At 67.9% G+C, this 19,216-nt stretch carries 14 protein-coding genes; 9 read left to right on the plus strand and 5 right to left on the minus strand.

Annotated elements, in window-relative coordinates:
• Window positions 1–13: 13 nt before the first annotated feature.
• Complete coding sequence (locus AC07OA_RS05295; RefSeq protein ID WP_494662712.1) at window positions 14–2,779, minus strand: glycosyltransferase; 2,766 nt, start codon at window positions 2,777–2,779, stop codon at window positions 14–16.
• A 33-nt stretch (window positions 2,780–2,812) separates the two neighbouring features.
• Here AC07OA_RS05295 and AC07OA_RS05300 point away from each other — a divergent pair, with 33 nt between their 5' ends.
• The 3 genes from AC07OA_RS05300 (at window position 2,813) to AC07OA_RS05310 (ending at window position 6,889) form a co-directional block, all read left to right on the plus strand.
• A complete protein-coding gene (locus tag AC07OA_RS05300) occupies window positions 2,813–3,079 on the plus strand; it encodes a hypothetical protein (RefSeq protein ID WP_494662713.1) in 267 nt (88 codons plus the stop codon).
• 290 nt (window positions 3,080–3,369) lie between these two features.
• On the plus strand, window positions 3,370–4,002 hold the full coding sequence (locus AC07OA_RS05305; protein WP_494662714.1) for a CatB-related O-acetyltransferase: 633 nt from the start codon (window positions 3,370–3,372) through the stop codon (window positions 4,000–4,002).
• Between the two features lie 34 nt (window positions 4,003–4,036).
• Complete coding sequence (locus AC07OA_RS05310) at window positions 4,037–6,889, plus strand: AMP-binding protein (protein WP_494662715.1); 2,853 nt, start codon at window positions 4,037–4,039, stop codon at window positions 6,887–6,889.
• A 34-nt stretch (window positions 6,890–6,923) separates the two neighbouring features.
• Here the strand turns inward: AC07OA_RS05310 and AC07OA_RS05315 are convergent, their stop codons facing one another.
• The gene (locus AC07OA_RS05315; RefSeq protein WP_494662716.1) at window positions 6,924–8,753 is read right to left on the minus strand and encodes a sulfotransferase family protein; all 1,830 of its coding nucleotides are present in this window, start codon (window positions 8,751–8,753) and stop codon (window positions 6,924–6,926) included.
• Window positions 8,754–9,029: 276 nt separating this feature from the next.
• On the opposite strand from AC07OA_RS05315, the gene AC07OA_RS05320 reads away from it, so the two are divergent.
• The 4 genes from AC07OA_RS05320 to AC07OA_RS05335 are packed head-to-tail and all read left to right on the plus strand — an operon-like array spanning window position 9,030 to window position 13,397.
• Window positions 9,030–10,298, plus strand: a complete 1,269-nt coding sequence (locus tag AC07OA_RS05320) for a class I SAM-dependent methyltransferase (protein WP_494662717.1) — start codon at window positions 9,030–9,032, stop codon at window positions 10,296–10,298.
• A gap of 1 nt (window position 10,299) precedes the next feature.
• Window positions 10,300–11,241: an NAD-dependent epimerase/dehydratase family protein gene (locus AC07OA_RS05325; RefSeq protein ID WP_494662718.1), complete on the plus strand. Its 942-nt coding sequence runs from the start codon at window positions 10,300–10,302 to the stop codon at window positions 11,239–11,241.
• Window positions 11,234–12,157 carry an NAD-dependent epimerase/dehydratase family protein gene (locus tag AC07OA_RS05330; protein ID WP_494662719.1) on the plus strand — a complete coding sequence of 308 codons (924 nt, stop codon included), beginning with the start codon at window positions 11,234–11,236 and terminating at the stop codon, window positions 12,155–12,157. Before AC07OA_RS05325 ends, AC07OA_RS05330 begins: the two co-directional genes overlap by 8 nt.
• 13 nt (window positions 12,158–12,170) lie before the next feature.
• Window positions 12,171–13,397, plus strand: a complete 1,227-nt coding sequence (locus tag AC07OA_RS05335; protein WP_494662720.1) for an HAD-IIIA family hydrolase — start codon at window positions 12,171–12,173, stop codon at window positions 13,395–13,397.
• On the opposite strand, the gene AC07OA_RS05340 is transcribed toward AC07OA_RS05335, so the two are convergent.
• Entirely contained in the window at window positions 13,394–14,530 is a 1,137-nt protein-coding gene (locus tag AC07OA_RS05340; protein ID WP_494662721.1) for an AGE family epimerase/isomerase, read from the minus strand. The two genes, AC07OA_RS05335 and AC07OA_RS05340, sit on opposite strands and share 4 nt — an antisense overlap.
• Window positions 14,531–14,695: 165 nt before the next feature.
• Between AC07OA_RS05340 and AC07OA_RS05345 the strand changes: the two genes are divergently transcribed.
• Window positions 14,696–15,898 carry a threonine ammonia-lyase gene (locus AC07OA_RS05345; protein WP_494662722.1) on the plus strand — a complete coding sequence of 401 codons (1,203 nt, stop codon included), beginning with the start codon at window positions 14,696–14,698 and terminating at the stop codon, window positions 15,896–15,898.
• Window positions 15,899–15,907: 9 nt separating this feature from the next.
• Here the strand turns inward: AC07OA_RS05345 and AC07OA_RS05350 are convergent, their stop codons facing one another.
• Window positions 15,908–17,002 carry a hypothetical protein gene (locus tag AC07OA_RS05350; RefSeq protein ID WP_494662723.1) on the minus strand — a complete coding sequence of 365 codons (1,095 nt, stop codon included), beginning with the start codon at window positions 17,000–17,002 and terminating at the stop codon, window positions 15,908–15,910.
• A 215-nt stretch (window positions 17,003–17,217) separates the two neighbouring features.
• Here AC07OA_RS05350 and AC07OA_RS05355 point away from each other — a divergent pair, with 215 nt between their 5' ends.
• Window positions 17,218–18,165, plus strand: coding sequence for a right-handed parallel beta-helix repeat-containing protein (locus AC07OA_RS05355; RefSeq protein ID WP_494662724.1), 948 nt, complete (start codon window positions 17,218–17,220; stop codon window positions 18,163–18,165).
• 61 nt (window positions 18,166–18,226) lie between these two features.
• Here AC07OA_RS05355 and AC07OA_RS05360 read toward each other — a convergent pair whose 3' ends face one another.
• A complete protein-coding gene (locus AC07OA_RS05360; RefSeq protein WP_494662725.1) occupies window positions 18,227–19,093 on the minus strand; it encodes a UTP--glucose-1-phosphate uridylyltransferase in 867 nt (288 codons plus the stop codon).
• Window positions 19,094–19,216: the final 123 nt, after the last annotated feature.

A 19,216-nucleotide genomic window follows, 5' to 3' on the forward strand; every position in this document is an offset into this window, starting at 1 on the left:
CAGGGCCTGAGGATCAGGAGCCTTCGCTCCACGACCACCAGTGCTGTTCGTAGCGGTTGTCGTTGAACACGTCGAAGGCCTGCGGGCTTTCCATCCGCAGGGACTGACGGGCCTCCTCGGCCGCCACGCCCAGGGCCTTGGTCATGTCGGCGAAGCGGTACTGGGCGCCCAGGCCCGACAGGCCGCCGCGCCACAGCTCGTAGTGGGTGAACAGATCGGCCAGGCGGCGCATCTTCACCTGGGCGTCGTACCAGTGCGGCTCGCCGAAGCGATCGGCCACGTAGTCGCCCAGCGACAGCATCAGCTCCACGTCGGTGCTGCGGTGATAGCAGAAGCTCTTGCGGTAGTTCAGCGTGTCCCACAGCAGCGGCACCGCCTCGCCCGCGGCGCGGTCGTCGAAGGCGTAGGCCATGCCGCCGTACGAGCGGTGCAGGTACCAGGCGCGGAAATCCTCGATCTCGGCGCGCGGATGCTGGGTCGTGCGCTCCTCGGGATAGTTGTTGAACACCCCCAGCACCGCGTTGACGCGGGCGCTCTTGATGTGGGGCAAGATGCGGTTCTTGAACTCGGTGTCGCCGGCGGCGCGGAAGTTCTCGTCGTAATAGCCGAACCGGTCGTGCATCGAGCGGCGATAGAGACCGCCCACCCAGCTCAGATAGCAGGTGTCCAGATAGTGCCGGTGCTGGGTGTACTCGGCGCGATCGTAGATCATGATGTCGTTGGCGTAGACGCCCTTGCGGTCCACGTCGGTGACGATCGAGTCGGCCATCACCCAGTCGACCTCGGGCTGCTGGTCCAGGGCCTGGGACAGCCGCTCCAGGCAGTCGGGACGCATGCCCTCGTCGACGCCGTAGAACGCCAGATATTCGCCGCGCGACAGCTTGATGCCCCGGTTCCAGGCCGCCTGGATGGTCTCGCGGTTGGCCGAGCGGGCGTAGAGCGCCGGGAACGGACCCGCGCCGTCGCCCCAGTACTTCAGGAACATGCCGCGCTCGTCGCCGGGCGAGCCGCTGTCGACGAAGATGACTTCCATCTGGCCCTGGGCGGCCATGGTCTGCTGGCGCAGCATGCCGATGAAGTCGGGCATCTTGGACGCGGCGTTGTACAGCGACACGATCACCGAGACCTTGGGGCGGATGTCGCCGCGACGGTCGTCGGAGATCTCCAGCGGCAGGTCCGGCTTGCTCAGGTGGCGGCCGTACTGGTCCTTCAGATAGTCGCGGGACGCCGTGCGCGCCTTGGTCGGATCGCCGAACAGGGCGTCGACCGCCTGGCTCTCGCGCACGAAGCCGTGGGCCTCCAGCGACTCCCTAACCGGGCCGATCATGCCGAAGTGGTCGCGGTTCAGCCAGCGCATGACCCGCATGTCGTAGGTGGCGCCGATCAGGTCGTTGCCGCGCTTGCGCTCCAGGCGAGCCAGCTCGCGGAACCAGCGGACACGGTCGCTCTTGCGCTCGTTGACCAGCAGATTCAGGAAATCGATCTTGCCGGCGATGTCCTTGTCGGTCCGCTCGGGCGTGTTGTGCAGGCGATCGTAGACGCCCGGCAGCGAGGAGATGAAGTTGAACTCGCGGCGCGCCCGCTCGCTGAGCTGGAAGGTGTCGGCGATGCGGCGCGAGGCCACCGCGTGCAGCACCGAGCGCGAATTGGCCAGCCGCGCGCGCACCGGCTCCAGGCGACGGTCGATCGCTCCCTTGGCGCGCCGGCCGAAGCTGCCGGCCTTGCGCAGGGCCACGGCCGCGCCGCCCGCGGCGAGCACGGTCGGATCCTGGATGGCGGGTGACGGCTCGTTCGAATGGATCGCGGAGAACAGGTGGAACCGGGCCGCCATGTCGTCGAGCTGGCGGCGCACCCGGGGCGCCACCGGCGTGGCGTCGTACATGCGGTCCAGCGTGGTCTCGTCCGGACGCAGGTTCGCAGCGGCCAGGGCCGCGACGATCCGGGCCCGCTCGGCGTCGTAATTGGCCAGCAGGCGCGAGAGCCGCTCGCCGGCCAGGCGGTCGCAGGTGATGTCGACCACCAGGTCGCTCAGCTCGGGCAGGTGGGTCTCGATCCAGCGCGCCACGCCGGTGTTCCGGCTGACCAGCACCGGGCAGCCGTCCAGCAGCGCCTCCAGGGCCACCAGGTTGAACTGGTCGTAGCGCGAGGGCGCGACCACCACGGTGCGGCGGGCGCACAGCTCGCGCAGCTCCTGCTGGCTCAGCTTGTCGACCCGCTCGTAGCGCAGGGCGCGACGGCCGCCGACGCCCTGGAGGATCTGCTCGGCGCCGCCGCCCTGGTGGTTCTTGCCGTCCGGGCCGATCAGCAGCAGGCGGCTGTAGGCCTGGTCGGTGACCCACCAGGCCAGGTCGATGAACAGGTCCGGACCCTTGCGGCGCTCGTGGCGGCCGATGAACACCAGGTCGGGCCGGGCGGCGTCCGCCGGCGGAGCGGCGGCGGCGGTGTCGCGGATCGTCAGGGTGGGGTCGAGCGGATTGACCGGCAGGTCGGCGTGCCGGCGCATCTCGTCGGCGTAGAAGTCGCTGATCGCGTAGCGGGCGTCGACCGCGTTGAACTGCAGGCGCTCGCGCAGATAGAGCTCGGCGTAGAAGCGGTCGGCGTCGCCCTGCCAGGGCCAGGCCGTGCGCAGCGAGGCGGTCAGGGTGCCGTGCAGGGCCAGGGCCACCACGCCCACCTTAACGCCGTGGATCTCCAGGGCCTTGCGGATGAACAGGCCGTTCTGGCGGTAGTCGGGCGTGTCGACGACGTCGAAATAGGCCCCGGGCATGGCGTCGGCCACCGAGCGGGCCAGGTGCAGGGAGTCGTTGAAGACGTGGGCGAAGTGCCCTTCAATCGGCAGATGCCTGACGTTGAAGTACCCGCTTCCGTTGAAAGGGATCGGGATGGCGTTTGCGGGCCGGTCGCGTTCAGCGTCGATATCGGTCGAGAAATAATAGAATTCGTCGTCTGGGCGTCGCCGAATAATATTTTTGTAGACTGTTTGACCGCCGCCGACTTCTCGGAAAAGGTTGAAGTCGATGATCAGAACCTTGCGGCCCATCCGCTCCCCCGCGTGAACGTCGATCGAAATCAGAAGTGATCGACCTACCCTAGGGCAGGTTGATAGTCGATCGGTCGCCCAAGGCCAACCCTCCGGGACAACTCAAGCTTGCCGACCACCGACGAAATCACTTTCGTCGAAGCGGGAGGGTGAAGTATCCAGGCTTTTGCCTACCTTGATGGGTCGCGGCGGACCGCCGCGGCGCGCGCTATCGAGCGCTGCGCGAAGTGGTGACGAGGCAAGTTGTGTACCAAGACATCCGAAAATTCACGAACGAAGGACTCAAGTCGGAAGAGTTCTATGTTTTCCTTGATCATATTTTCGGTCGCGTGACCCTCGAAGCCCCCGTCAACGTCTTCAACGCCACGATCTCGGGTGAATGCTCGGTCGGCGCCTATACCTTCTTCAACAGCTCGTGCGAGCTGAACGCCACCGATGTGGGCCGTTACTGCTCGATCGGGCAGCACGTCATCGTCAATCCTGGGATGCACCCCACCGACTTCCTGTCGACCAGCCCGGTCGTCTCGGACCCGTCCGGCATCTCGGCCGGCATGATCGAGTCCCGCCGCTACAAGGCCACGGCCATGACCAGCCTGTCGCGGGTCGCCCGCAACAAGTCCGACCGCGCCGAGATCGACCACGACGTCTGGATCGGGGCCCGGGCGATCATCATGCCGGGCGTCAAGGTCGGGATCGGCGCCATCGTGGCGGCGAATTCGGTGGTCACCCACGACGTCCCGCCATTCGCCATCGTCGGCGGCGTTCCGGCCAAGATCATCAAATATCGCTTCGAACCGGAGCTGATCGAGCGGATTCTGGCCTCGGAATGGTGGTCGTACGACCTTTCCATCCTGCCCGAGCGCAACTATTCCGAAGTCGAGCGGTTCCTCGATCAACTTGAAATCGCCAAGGGCAGGGGATTGCCAAAACTGACCCCGCCCACAAGGATGATCGGACGTTGATGACGTCGCCGGCGGCGCCTATCCGAGGTTGGAAATGATCCTGTTCAGTAGCGATTCCGGTGACGATCACCTTGGAACCGACGACTGGAGACTGACGCCCGGCTTCGAGGCGGCGATCGCCAAGGCGTTGCCGAACAAGGGCGTGGTGGGGCTGATCGCGCCCACCGGCCGCGTGCTGGTCGAGGCCTGGCAGGCGGCCCTGAACCTGGGCCACCAGCCGATCATCCTGCACTATCCCACCGCCAAGCTGTCGCGGGTCTATTGGGAATCGGAGATGGCCAGCGCGGTGCGCACGGTCGGGATCGACCTGCTGCTCTGCGCCGACAGCGCCTGCGTGCCGGACCTGGAAATCCCCCGCATCCTGCTGGACGGCGTCCCGGCCATCCCCGGAGCGGTGGGCCGCTGCGACCTGCCGCGCGACGGCTCGATCATCCAGATGAGCTCGGGCACCACGGGCTTCCGCAAGGGCATCCGCTTCGACATGGCGGCGGTCCACGCCCATGCCGAGGAGTACAACAAGGTCCTGGGGCTGAAGCCCGGCGACTGCGTGGTGTCCTGGCTGCCGCTCTATCACGACATGGGCTTCGTGGCCGCGTTCCTGCTGCCGCGCATCATCGGCTGCAAGCTGGTGCTGATGGATCCGATCGCCTGGATCCGCCGCCCCGAGATGCTGTGGGAGGCCATCGACGCCCACCAGGGCGCGGTCTGCTACATGCCCAATTTCGGCTTCGAGGTGATGGCCTCCAAGCCCGCCCCCACGCCCAGCATGCGCAAGTGGATCTCGTGCTCGGAGCCGACGCGGGCGCGCACCATGCAGCGCTTCAGCGAGGCCACCGGCACGCCGCGCGAGAAGCTGTTCAACTGCTGGGGCATGGCCGAGAACATCTTCGCCGTCGCCCAGACCGAGAGCCTGAAGACCGCCACGATCGACGGCGTCGAGGTGGTCAGCTGCGGCAAGCCCATTCCCGGCGTCGAGGTCAAGATCGACGACGGCGAGGTGCTGGTCCGCAGCGCCTATTCCGTCCAGGCCTATATCGGCCAGGACATCCGGCTGGATCCCGAGGGCTTCTACCGCACCGGCGACCTGGGCGCGGTGATCGACGGCGAGGTCTATCTGCAGGGCCGCCGGCAGGACATGATCAACAACGCCGGCCGCAAGACCATCCTCAGCGACATCGACGACGTCGTGGCCCAGGAGGTTCCGGAAGCCGCGGGCCGCATCGCCGCCTTCGCCCAGGTCGACGCCGACCTCGGCACCGAGCGGCCGGTGATCCTGATCGAGGACCCTGGGTTCTGGCGGCGCAACCGCGACCAGGACACCGTCGCCAAGGTGATCCGTCGCACGGGCCTGGAGTCGGCCCAGGCCTATTTCGTGCCGCCGCGCTTCGTCACCAAGACCTCGTCGGGCAAGATCAATCGCAAGAAGACCGGCGAGCACTGGCGCAAGCGCGCCCTGCTGGCCGAGACCGCCCGCGACGGCGCCTCGCCGGTCGAGCGCGCCCGCGCCGACCTGGCCGAGCTGTTCCCGTGGCTGGACACCGCCCGCCCGATCAAGGAGCAGATCGACTCCCTGGGCTTCGTGAACCTGGCCCTGACCCTGTCCAAGCACGGCCTGGGCGCGGGTCTGGACCCGGCCCAGAGCGTCGATTCCATCCTGCGCGCCGACGGCGGCGCGGCGACCGGCGGCAAGGCGGTCAAGATCGTCTCGCTGATCGACACCAACCCCTTCCGCCTGATCTTCAAGCGGGCGCTGGAGGAGTTCGTCGCCCAGTCGCCGGTCGAGGTCCACGTCAAGCACGTCTGCGCCCCGCCGGCCTCGATCCTGCTGTCGGACCTGGTGTTCACCGACTACTTCATGGCCCGCGACGAAGGCCGGCTGGAGGTCTACCAGTCGCTGCGGCGCATCCACGACGAGATCCGCTCGGCCGACATCATCCTGACCGACGACGCCAGCCAGCTGTTCTGGTTGACCCAGTGGATGGTCTATCCGCGCATCAGCCACGACTATCGCCCCCACCCCTACAGCCCCCTGCTGGGCGTGCGCTGGGCGGGCTATTCGGAGGCCAATCACGAGATCGCCATGGACATGGTCCAGGGCGACGACATCCCTCTGGACAGCGTCAACCAGAGCCTGGCCGACCTGGGCGACTATGTGGGCGCGGCCGTGGTCCGCGTGGCCTACAGCGACGAGTTCGCCGCCCAGACCGCGGACTGGGAAGTCCAGTGCGGCACCGTCTCGACCAAGGTGGCGGCGTCGGACACCTGGACCCTGAGGGACGTCCCGCTCGACACCATCGGCATCAAGCGCCAGCTGAACGCGGCCCTGCGGGCGGCCCGCCCGGAGACCGACCCGCACCGGACGCCGGAGCCCGAAACCGAGCCCGCCCCGCGCAAGGGCCTGGTCGCCTCGCTGCTGTCGGCCTTCGGTCGCCGGAGCGAGCCCGAGGCCGCGCCCCAGCCCGCCGCCCGCGCCGGCTATGTCGACTACAACGACCAGCCGCACTGGTGCTCCTGGCTGATCCGCAAGGAACTGATCGACTTCATCGTCGCCCACTATCGCGACATCGTGGTGCTGGGCCGTCCCGGCAGCGTGCCCTATCTGCGGATCGCCGCCGACGCCGTCGGGGCGCGCGTGACCTACCGGCCCGACATGGCCGTGCCGGACGATTGCGATTGCGTGGTGCAGCTGGGGTCGTGGGGCAAGCCCGAGACCGACAAGCCGATCTTCCAGGTGATGGCCGCCGGCTGGCTGGGCGAACCGGCGATCAACCTGCCGCCGGAGCTGCAGGCCGCCTGCCCCAAGAGCCGCATCTTCGAGAAGGTCGGCGACCTGCCGGCCATGCCCGGCCTGATCCCCGTTCCGCTGGAACCGGCCCCAGTCGACTAGTAGGGTCGACTGACCGGGCCGGCGTCCAGCCGCCTCAGGCCTTCTTGGACGACTTGCGCGACCGCGTGGGCGGCGCGGCGGGGGTCGTGGGCTGCTTGGCCTGCGACGGCGGGACCTTGGCGTCCACGCCGTTGGCGATCATGTCGTCCAGTTCGGCGATGCGGACGGCCAGACGCATCTGGGCGTCGGCCAGACCGCCCAGCCGGTCGGCCAGGATCAGGTCCTCGGGGTTCTGGTAGAACACCGCCTGCTCGTAGGCCCAGTGCAGGGTCTCGGCCAGCTCTTCGGAATAGTAGGCGTGCAGGTCGAAGCCGTTCGTCTTCTGGTGCTTGGAGTCGTAGTGTTGCGACGCCATGCTCAGGTCGACGTCCAGGAACTCGGCCAGCTTGCCGATGGCGCGGGCGTCCAGCGTCTCGTGCAGCACCAGACGCGCGTCGGGGAAGCAGGCGCAGATGTGCAGGATGCACTTGGTCACCGCCAGGTACGAGCGCGCGTAGAGCAGCGGCTGGCTGTCGCCGAACATCCGCAGGCACGACCCGATCACCCCGCCCGGATTGCGGGTGATGCAGACGTACTTGCCCTGGAAGAAGTAGCGCTCCTGGAACTTCAGATAGCGGTCCAGGTCATAGCCCAGGGAGACGTCGCGGAAGGCGACCTTCTCGCCGACCCGGCGATAGATCTTCGACAGCGCCCGCATGTAGTCGAAGCCGGTGGCCGGACCGTCCAGCAGGGCCGGGCAGTAGGTGCCCTTCTGGGGCGGATTGCCCAGGCCCAGGTGCATGTCGTTGTACCAGTCGCGGAAATCGGGGCGCTGGGCTTCGAGATAGAGATAGGGCTCGCCGAAGATGTAGAGGTCGGGCGAGCTGTTGAGCGCGCCGGCCAGCACCGAGGTGCCCGAACGGGCGTGGCCGACGATGAACACGCCGGGGATCTCGGCGGCGTTCGCCTCCGGCGCGACGGGCGCGGCGGGCGCCTCGACGACGTCCTGGGCCTTCAGCTGCCCGAACAGTTCGCGCATCTGCGTACCCAGGGTCAGCAGGCCGTCCTCGATCGAGCGGGCGCGGTCGGCCTGGTCCTTGTCCAGCTGGATCAGCCGGCCGTACAGCAGATTCAGGTCCTGCTTGACCAGGTCGATGCGTTCGGAATTTCCGCCGTCGGAGTCGCTGAACGCGCCCTGCAGCCGGCCGATCACGTCGCGGCCCAGGTCGGCCAGGCGGCGTTCGCCGCCGGCTTCGATCCCGGCCGCCGCCTGCACCACGTCGTGGTGCAGGGCCTCGAACCGGGTCTCCACCAGCGCGACCGCCGACACCGCGTCCTGGTGCAGCGCCTCGAAGTGGCTCTCCAGCGCCGGCGCGGCCGACAGCACGTCTTCGCGCAAGGCGTCGAAGCGGGCCTGCACGTCGATGGCGCGCTGATCCTGCAGCACGGCCTGGATGGAGACGCCGTTGGCGATGGCGTCCAGCTGTTCGCGGTCGTAGTCGCGCGCCCAGCGCACGTGGCCGTCCAGCTTGGTCAGGATGCTGCCGATGTTGTCCAGGAGCTCGCGATCGTAGTCGCGCGCCCAGCGCAGGTGGTGGTCCAGCTGGCCCAGACCCTCCCAGCCCCGCTGCTGGAGCTCGTCCAGGCCGCCGACCGTGGCCTGGAGCGCGTCCAGGCGCGTCGACAGTTTTTCCAGCTCGTCGACGACCACGGTCTGTTGCGCAATGAGCAGGCCCTTCAGCTCGTCGACGCCCACCTGCTGCATGAAGGTAGAAGAATTGAGTTGCTCGACTACTGATTGCAGCGTTTCGAAAAGGCGATCCGACTCCCGCTTTTGCCTCGAATTGCCCTTGCCGGTCAGGACATCGCCGATGTCGTTAAGCATGCACTCATTCCCATCACTTCGCGTGACTTGCGACCCCCCAGCCGCTTCGCCCCTACCCAACCCAAGGTACCCACTCACTTCAGCGTGTGGCAACCGCCATACGGTTCAGCTTCGCCAATTCGTCATATTCGCCTCGAGTTTCCCTCATAACAACCCGGCGGCGTTCAGCCGATAGCCGAGAAGGGGCTATGGGCTTGAATATCCGAACAACCTCAGACAGACAGGGACCCGTGCTCTGGCCGATTTTCGGGGCGAAACGAGGAGTCGGATATTCTGATGCGTCCTGGCGACACCCTTGACATGAACTGCCGCTGCTGCGGCGCGCGCGACGTCGAACTCTTTCTCGACCTCAGCGATCAGCCCCACTGCAACCGCCTGATCCCGCCCGAGCTGGCCGACAAGCAAGAACCCCGCTTCCCCCTGCGCGCCGGCTTCTGCCGCGCGTGCACGATGGTGCAGATCGACTACACCATCCCCAAGGAGAGCATGTTCTCCAACTATCCGTACGTCTCGGGCACCACCAAGACCCTGCCCAGCCACTTCGCCGCGACCTCCAAGCGCCTGGTCGAGGGCTACGGCTTCGGGTCCGACAGCCTGGTGGTCGACATCGGCTCCAACGACGGCACCTGGCTGAAGCAATACGCGCCGTTCGGCCTGCGCGTGCTGGGCGTCGAGCCCGCCTCGAACGTGGCCGAAATGGCCAACGCCGCCGGCGTGCGCACCTGGAACCGGTTCTTCAACCTCGAAACCGCCCAGGACATCCTGGCCCAGGAAGGCAAGGCCGACCTGGTCACCGCCGCCGGCGTGTTCTTCCACCTGGAAGAGCTGCACAGCGTCTGCGACGGCATCAAGGCCCTGCTGTCGGACGACGGCGTGTTCTGCGTCCAGGCCATCTATCTGGGCGGCATGATCGAGAACACCGCCTTCGACCAGATCTATCACGAGCACCTCTGCTACTACACGCTGAAGTCCCTGCAGGAGCTGCTGGGCCGCCACGGCCTGGAGGTGTTCGACATCTCGGTGGTGTCGGTGCACGGCGGCTCGCTGGAGGCCCATGTCGGCCACAAGGGCCACCGCCCGGTGGGCGAGTCGGTCAAGGCCATGGCCCGCGACGAAGAGGCCAAGGGCTATGGCGAGCTGGAAACCTACAAGCGCTTCGCCGACAATGTCTGGCGCCTGCGCGACGACCTGGTGGGCCTGCTGAAGACCTATGCCGAGCAAGGCAAGAGCGTCTATTGCTACGGCGCGCCGGCCAAGGGGGCGACCCTGCTCAACTCGTTCGGCATCGGTTCGGACCTGGTCGAGCTGGCGGTCGAGAAGAGCCCGCTGAAGTTCAACCACATGATCCCGGGCGTGCGCATCCCGATCGTCGACGAGGCCACCGTGCCGCGTCCCGACGCCTATCTGGTGCTGTCGTGGAACTTCCTGGACGAGTTCCTGCTGAAGGAGCGCGACTACCTGACCGCCGGCGGCGAGTTCATCGTCCCGGTGCCCGAGCTGCGCGTCTACACCAAGCAGGACCTGCCCGAGCCGGCGGACGCTTAGGATGCCGCGCAACATCGTCCTGTTCGGCGCCACGGGCTTCGTGGGCCGCAACATCCTGGCGGCCCTGGCGGCGCGCGGCGACGACGTCACCGCCGTCAGCCGCTCGGGCGCCTGCCCGCCCGGCGCGGCGCGCGGGGTGGCCATGGCTGACCTCGACACCGCCGAAATCCCGCTGGACGACGCCATCGTCGTCCACGTGGCCGCCCAGCGCTACGACGCCTCGCGCTTCGAAATGGCCCAGAGCGACATCCTCTCGGCCAATGTCGAGCTGACCGACCGCGTCTTCGCCTTCTGCGCCGCGCGCGGGATCAAGGAAGTGCGGATGGCCAGCAGCGTGGCGGTCTACCAGGCCGGCCTGCCGATCATGGACGACGCCGTCCCGGTCGACCTCAACGCCCCGCCCCATCGCAACGAGGCGTTCTACGCCTGGTCCAAGCGCTGGGCCGAGATCGCCGCCGACCTGTTCTCCGAGCGCTACGGCATCGCGACGGTGGCCTTCCGCCTGAGCAATCCCTACGGCCCGTTCGACTCGATCGACACCAAGGCCGCCCACGTGGCCCCGGCCTTCGTGATGCGCGCCCTGGCCCCCGGCGACAGCTTCGCCCTGCAGGGCGATCCCGACGTCGAGCGCGACTTCATCTTCGTCGACGACGTGGTGGACGTGTTCCTCAAGTCGCTGGACTGGCGCGGCCGGACCGAGACCTACAACCTGTGCAGCGGCCAGACCACGACCCTGCGCAACCTGGCCCAGCTGGCCATCGAGACGGCGGGCACGGGCAAGGCCCTGAAGCTGGACGCCGAGTTCGCCCCGGCTGCCGTGCGGGCCCGCCGCTCCAGCGCCGACCGCGTGCGCGAGGCGTTCGGCATCGAGGCCTTCACGTCCCTGGAACAGGGGCTGAAGGTCACCACCGACTGGTACCGGAAGGCCCTGGCCGATGCGTAAGGCGATCATCCTCGGCTCGGACGGCTTTCTCGGAAAGAACCTCACCCGCCGCCTGAACGAACTGGGCGGCTGGAGCGTGCACGGCATTGGCAAGGCGGCCGGCGACCTGTCGCAGCCCGGCATTGCGGACGCCGCCTTCGCCGCCGCCCCCGACAGCGACGTGATCTTCCACGTCGTCACCCGCCAGCGCACCGGCCAGGTACAGTACGGCATCCAGGGCGAGCTGCTGGCCGTCAATTGCCGCACGCACCTCAACGTGCTGGAGGCCTGGCGTCTGCGCCAGCCGAGGGCCAAGCTGGTCTCGACCGGCAGCTCCTGCGCCTATCCGGAGCTGGACCGGCCGCTGTCGGAAGACCTGTTCATGACCGGCCACGCCCACCCCTCGGTCAAGGGGTACGCGGTCGGCAAGCAGGTGCTGGCCATGGGCGCCTCGACCTATGCCGACCAGTACGGCCTGCACCAGCTGCACTGCATCCTGGCCACCATGTACGGCCCCGAGGACCACAAGGCCCCCGACCGCAGCCACTTCGTGGGCGCCGTGGTCGAGCGCGCCGCCAACGACAAGAAGGCCGGCAAGACCGAGTTCCCGGTTTGGGGTGATCCCAACACCGTGCGCGAGGTGCTGTATGTCGACGACCAGATCGACGCGATCCTGGCCGCCAACGAGGCCTTCGATAACACGATCCTGAACACCGCCGCCAACACCCCGGCCACGGTGGGCGAGGTGGCCGCCGCCGCCCTGCGCGCCCTGAACTGGGACGTGCCGGCGGTCAGCGAGGCCAACAGCTTCAGCGGCGCGGCCTTCAAGCTGCTGGATTCGTCGCGCTTCCTGGACGCCACCGGCTGGAAGCCCAAGCTGTCGCTCGAGGAAGGCCTTCGCCGGCTGATCGAGCGCGAATACGCCGACGCCCTGTAGGTTTCGAACCCTCATGTCCTCCGCCGAACCCTCCGCCCAGTTCCCGCGCCAGTGCGTCTTCCTGGTGGGGGGGCTCGGCACGCGGCTGGGCGCCCTGACCCAGGCCACGCCCAAGCCGCTGCTGCCCGTGGGCGGGCGGCCGTTCCTGGCCTGGCTGCTGCGCGAAGTGGCCCGCCACGGCTTCACCGAGGCGGTGATGCTGGGCGGCTACAAGGGCGAGCAGCTGGAGGCGGTGCTGGGCGATGGTTCCGCGTTCGGCCTGACGATCCGCCACGTGATCGAGCCCGAGCCGGCCGGCACCGCCGGGGCCCTGACCTACGCCGCCGACCTGCTGGACGAGACGTTCCTGCTGATGAACGGCGACTCCCTGCTGGACATCAACCTGCTGGACCTGTGCCAGCCCCTGGCCGACGGCGTGGTCGCCCGCGCCGCCCTGCGCCAGGTGGACGACGCCGGCCGCTACGGCCGCGTCACCCTGGACGGCGACAAGGTGGTCGGCTTCAGCGAGAAGTCCAATGACGCCACGCCCGGCGTGATCAACGGCGGCGTCTACTGGATGCGCCGCGAGATCCTGGACCGCATCGACCGCAAGCCGATGTCGCTGGAGCAGGACGTCTTTCCGGGGCTGGCCGCCGAGGGGCGGTTGGAGGGCCGGGTCTACGACCGTCCGTTCATCGACATCGGCGTGCCGGACTCGTTCAGCGAGGCGCAGAGCTTCGTGCCGTCGGTGGCCCGCCGAGGCGCGGTGTTCTTCGACCGCGACGGCACGCTGAACGTCGATGTCGGCTACGCCCACCGCCCCGACCAGATCGAATGGGTCCCCGGGGCCATCAAGGCGATCAAGCGCGTCAACGACGCGGGCCTGCTGGCCTTTGTGGTCACCAACCAGGCCGGGGTGGCGCGCGGCTATTACGGCGAGGAGCAGATTCGCGAGCTGCACGCCTGGATGCAAGCCCGGTTCAAGGCGGCCGGCGCCCATATCGACGACTGGTCCTACTGTCCCCACCACCCAGACTTCACCGAGGGCGGCTGCACCCACCGCAAGCCCGAGCCGGGCATGCTGCACGACCTGATCAAGACCTGGGACGTCGATCCGTCCGCCAGCCTGATGATCGGCGACCAGCCCACCGACGTGCAGGCGGCCGCCGCGGCCGGCGTCCGCGGCGTGCGCTATGCGGGCGGCGACCTGGACACGGTGATCGCGCAGGCCCTGGCGGCGTTGCCGAAGCGGAACGCCTAGACCTTCCCCTCAAGCCGCAGCAGTTCGGCGAAGGCCAGGAACACGTGATAGAGCGTCGAGGCCGGCACGGTGGTCGAGGTCGGACGACCATCGGCGTCGAACTGGTCGATCCACAGCCCGCGCACCGGGGTGGCCAGGTAGCGGTCCAGCAGCAGGTCGGCGGAGTCCGCCACGGCCGCCGAAGGATCGGTCCCGAAGGTCTCGAACAGGGCCACGTGGGCCTTGATCCGCTCGGTGTTGGGCCAGCTGCGCGAGCCACGGTTGATCGGCGCGCCGTCGTCGCGCACCTCGTTATAGGTGGCGTGGCTGGCCGGATCGACGCCGTGGCGCTCGGCCGAGCCGACCAGGGCCTGGATGATCGCCTTGGCGTCCACGCCCAGCAGACGCTGGGCGTTGGCCAGGATCCAGGCCCATTCCAGCTGGTGGCCCGGCTCGGTGATCCGCCCGCGCTCGCCCGGCTCGCGCGACCAGTCGTCGGTGAAATATTCCGACAGCGTGCCGGTTTCGGGATTGAACAGCCGGGTCGAGAAGAGGTCGACCAGCTCGCGCGCCAGGGCCTCGAAGCGCGGATCGGGCCAGGTCTCCTGGCAGACCAGGGCGGCTTCCAGCAGGTGCATGTGCGGGTTCTGCAGGCGCGAGCCCTGGGCGGGCTTTTCGTGCAGGAAGCCCAGGCCGTTGGCCGGGCGCATCTGAGCCTCAAGGAAGTCCAGGGTCTGCAGCGCCAGGGCCTTGGGCGCGGTCTCGCCCGAGGCGCGGCCGTACCAGCCCAGGGCGAACATGGCGAAGGCGATGTCGTAGAGGTCGGGCGTCGTGTCGCGCACCGCGCCCTGGCGGGTCAGGGTCCGCGCCCAGCCGCCCTCGGGACCCAGCCACGCCTTTTGCGTCAGGAAGTCATAGCCGTGGCGGGCCAACTCCAGGCCCGGGGCCCAGCCCAAGGTGGCGGCATGGGAGAAAACGTAGATCTGGCGGCAGGTGACCCGCACGCGCTTGAAGTCCACGCCCGCGTCGCGGCCCTCGAAGTCCAGCTGCTCCACATAGCCGCCGTCGACCCGGTCGACCCCCGCCTCGGCCCAGAACGGCAACGCCTCGTCGAACATCCAGCGACGAACGGCGGCGTACGGAACTTGGACCATGGTTTCATCCAGGCGAATTTTTGACTCGTTTGCGAATGGCGCTGACCGATGGGTTTAGCAAGGCCAAATCCGCGCCGACGCCCTTCGGACCCCACAGGACCAAGTCGATTGCGGCGACGGTTCCGGATCGCTAGGTTCCCGGCCTCGCAAAGGTTCGGTCCGCCCATGACTCTCGACATCACCGCCATCCGCGCCGCCGCCACTCGCCTGGCCGGCCAGATCGAGCGCACGCCCTGCCGCTATTCCAGGACGCTGTCGAAGATCACCGGCGCGGAGGTGTGGGTGAAGTTCGAGAACCTGCAGTTCACCGCCGCCTACAAGGAGCGCGGGGCGCTCAACAAGCTGATGCTGCTGTCGGACGTCGAGAAGGCCCGGGGCGTCATCGCTGCCAGCGCCGGCAACCATGCCCAGGGCCTGGCCTATCACGGCGCGCGCCTCGGCGTGCCCGTGACCATCGTCATGCCCAAGACCACCCCCTTCGTGAAGGTGCAGCACACCCGCGACTTCGGGGCCACGGTGATCATCGAGGGCGAAACCTATGACGACGCCTCGGCCCACGCCCGCAAGCTGCAGGCCGAGCAGAACCTGACCTTCGTCCACCCGTTCGACGACTACGACATCATGGCTGGCCAGGGCACCATCGCCCTGGAAATGCTGGAGGACGTGCCGGATCTGGAGATCCTGCCGGTGCCGATCGGCGGCGGCGGCCTGATCAGCGGCGTGGCCACGGCCGCCAAAGCCATCTCGCCCAATATCCGCGTCGTCGGTTGCGAGCCGGCCATGTACCCCTCGTTCACCGCCAAGATGCGCGGCGTCACCGCCCACTGCGGCGGCCAGACGATTGCCGAGGGCGTGGCGGTCAAGCAGGTGGGCGACCTGACCTACGGCGTGGCCCGGCCATTGATCGACGACGTGCTGCTACTGGAAGAGCCGCATCTGGAGCAGGCGGTCTCGCTGTACTGCAACGTCGAGAAGACCATCGCCGAGGGCGCCGGGGCGGCCTCGCTGGCCGCCCTGCTGGCCTATCCCGAGCGGTTCCGCGGCAAGAAGTGCGGCCTGATCCTGTGCGGCGGCAATATCGACACGCGCCTGCTGGCCTCGGTCCTGACCCGCGAACTGGTGCGCGCCCAGCGACTGGTGTCCCTGCGCATCGTCGGCGACGACCGCCCGGGCCTGCTATCGACCGTCTCGCACGTGATCGGCGCGATGGGCGCCAACATCATCGAGGTCAACCACAACCGCCTGGCCCTGGACGTGCCGGCCAAGGGCGCGGAATTCGACATCACCATCGAGACCCGCGACGCCCAGCACACCCAGGAGGTCATGGACGCCCTGCGCGAGAAGGGCTACCCGCCCCGCGCGGTCTGATCCGCCCCTCTAGATCGGGCCGTAGCCCAGGCGCGCGTTGTAGGCGTCGACCTGCAGGGCCCTGAACGCCTCGCGCACCCGCTCGTCGAGATAGGGCTCCACCCGGGTGCGGCCGCTGGACAGGGTCTTGGTCGGCTGGCCGATCACCTCGCGGTCCAGTAGCGCCGCCAGGTCCTGGTCGGTCCCCAGATAGGCCGCCAGGGCGGCCAGGCGCTCGGCCCGGCCGGGGGCCTGGGCGTCGGCCAGGATGTCGAACCCGAGAGCGAACACCTCCGGATCGTCCAGCCAACCCATCAGCGGCCGGTAGTTGCCTTCGAACAGCTCCACCCCCTTGTCGCGCAGGAAGGCCAGCATCTGGTCTGGCGAGGCGTCCATGCGGGTCCAGTCGGCGTCGCCGGCCCGGCCGGTCTCGACCATGAACCGCATGTGCGAGACCGTGGCGTCCACCAGGTTGCGGTGCAGGAACAGCTTGCGGAAGCCGTTCAGCGCCCGGTGGACGTCAGGCACATAGGGCAGATGGCCGACCACGAACTGCCCGCCGGCCACCAGCATGGCCGAGGTGTGGATCGGCAGGAAGAAGGTGTGGTCCTGATAGTCGCCGCGCTTGCCGGCGATCGACAGCGCCCGGTAGTCGGTCAGGAAGGTCGGCGAGACGTGCAGCTCGGTGTCGCGATAGCCTAGCCGCTCCAGCAGGAGCCCGACCAGATAGGTGCCGGCCTTGGGGATCGAGATCACCGCCACCGGCGGACGCTCGTCGCGGTCCAGCCGCGCCAGCAACTGGCCGTCGGGGGTGCGGGCGACGGGGAACCGGCGGCCGTTGCCGCGATCCAGCAGCCAGGAATCCTGGACCTGCAGCCAGCGGTTGGCGGCCTGGCCCAGGGCGTCCAGCGCCGTTAGCCGCTCCTGCAAGGCCTGGGCCTGGTCCTTCTGGGCCGAGCCGACCTGCTCGACCAGGACCGACAGACGGGCCAGGTCGTCGCGCCGAGCGGCCGCCTCGGCTTCGAAGCGGCTCTCCAGCCGCCGGACCACCGCGTCCAGCTCCACGATCCTGGTGCTGATCCGCTGTTCGCCGGCGTCGAACATCCAGGAGAACAATCGCGACATAAGAACAAGCTCGACCAAAGAGTAGACCAAGCTTCACGATAGCGGTGTCCGCCATCCGCGCAATATGGCGTGCGATTTCCTCAACTTCTGGCCGGCGCCGCAGTCGACAAACGCTTCCGATTAAGGTCACGTAACAGCGTTCTCGCGAAAACGAGGGCGCATCGCGATTTAATCCCAACAGCGCCCCGAAAAAATCCCCTTTCAGGAGATGCAGGATGTTCGTCGGAAGAAAGTCCCTCGTCGCTATCGGCGCGTTCGCCGCCTTGTCGATGGCCTCAACGCTCGCCCACGCGCAGGCGACCAGGACCTGGGTTTCGGGCGTGGGTGACGACGTCAACCCGTGCAGCCGCACCGCCCCGTGCAAGACCTTTGCGGGCGCGATCTCCAAGACCGCCGCGGGCGGCGAGATCGACGTGCTGGATCCGGGCGGCTTCGGCACGGTGACCATCACCAAGGCCATGACCATCGTCATGCCTCCGGAATACGGCGGCATCCTCAACTCCTCGACCAACGGCGTCGTCATCAACGCCGGGGCCACCGACGCCGTCGTGCTGCGCGGTCTCGCCTTCCAAGGCGGCGGCACCGGCCTGAACGGCGTCCGCTTCCTGGCCGGCGGCTCGCTGACCATCGAGAACGCCTATATCGGCAACAACACCGGTTTCGGCATCGACTTCTCGCCGTCCGCCGCCAGCAACCTGTTCCTCAACAACGTGACCCTGAGCAAGAACGGCAGCGGCGGCATCGTCATTCGGCCTCAGGGCGGCACCGGCTCGTCCAAGGTCGTGCTCAACAATGTCCGCGCGACCGGCAACGCGATGGGCGTGCGCGGCGAAGGCGCCACGGCCGCAGCCGCCGGCGTGATGATCGACATCATCGACAGCGAATTCACCCAGAACACCAACGGCGGGATCATCGCCCTGAGCAATCCCGGTACGGCGGTGAAGATCGTGGTGAACCGTTCGACCACCGCCGGCAACGGCACCAACGGGATCAACGCCAACGGCGCCCTGTCGGTGGTGACCGTCGGCAGCTCGGTGATCGCCGGCAACAACTTCACCATGACCGCCGAGAACGGCGGCCAGATCATCTCGTACGGCAACAACCAGGTGCGGGATAACACCAACCCCGGCACGCCGTTCAGCTCGACGACGCCGCTGCAGTAAACGAAAAAGGGCCGGCGAGGTCGCCCTCGCCGGCCCTGTTGTTTCGCGTTCGATCCGGGGCCTAGAGCAGGCCCTGGATCATCGCCCGCGCCGCGTCGGCCAGGTCCGGACGCTTCAGCGCCAGGGCCACATTGGCCCGCAAGAGGCCGATCTTGTCGCCGCAGTCATAGGTGTCGCCCTCGTATTCCAGGGCGTGGAAGTCCTGGCTTTCCAGCAGGGTCAGCATCGAGTCGGTCAGCTGGATCTCGCCGCCGGCGCCCTTGCCCTGCTTTTCCAGCAGGTCGAAGATTTCCGGCTGCAGGATGTAGCGGCCCGAAATGAACAGGTTCGAGGGCTCGGTGCCCTTCGGCGGCTTTTCCACCATGCCCGTCATGCGGTTCAGGCAGCCGTCCTGGCCGTCCAGCGCCACGATGCCGTACTGGTGGGCCATGCCTTCCGGGGCCGGCTCGACCACCACGATGTTGCCGCCCTTCTGGTCGTAGGCCTCGATGGCCTGGGCCAGGGCCGGCTTGGCCGCCGACATCACCATGTCGGGCAGCATCACCGCGAAGGGCTCGTCGCCGACGATGTCGCGGGCGCACCACACCGCGTGGCCCAGGCCCAGCGGGGCCATCTGGCGCACGAAGCTCATCTCGCCGGGCTTGGGCAGCTCGCCCAGCAGTTCCTCGAGCATGGCCGTCTTGCCCTTGGCGGCCAGGGCCGCCTCCAGCTCGACCTGGTGGTCGAAATAGTCTTCGATCGCGCCCTTGTTGCGGCCGGTCACGAACACGAAGTGCTCGATGCCCGCCGCGCGGCCCTCTTCGACGATGTAGGACAGGATCGGCCGGTCCACGACGTTGAGCAGTTCCTTCGGCGTGGTCTTGGTGCCGGGCAGGACCCGGGTGCCGAAACCGGCGACGGGAAGAACGGCTTTACGGACGGGTTTCATGAAGGCCTCGTGAGCGGTCACAGCTTGCGGAGGTTTTCTAGGGCGCGCCGCCGCCGCGCGCCACCACTGTTCTGTGACTGTCCGTCTCAAAGACCTGACTGCCGAAAATCGGCGCGCGGCCTG

Source organism: Caulobacter sp. GW821-FHT09B08 (genome assembly GCF_059418225.1).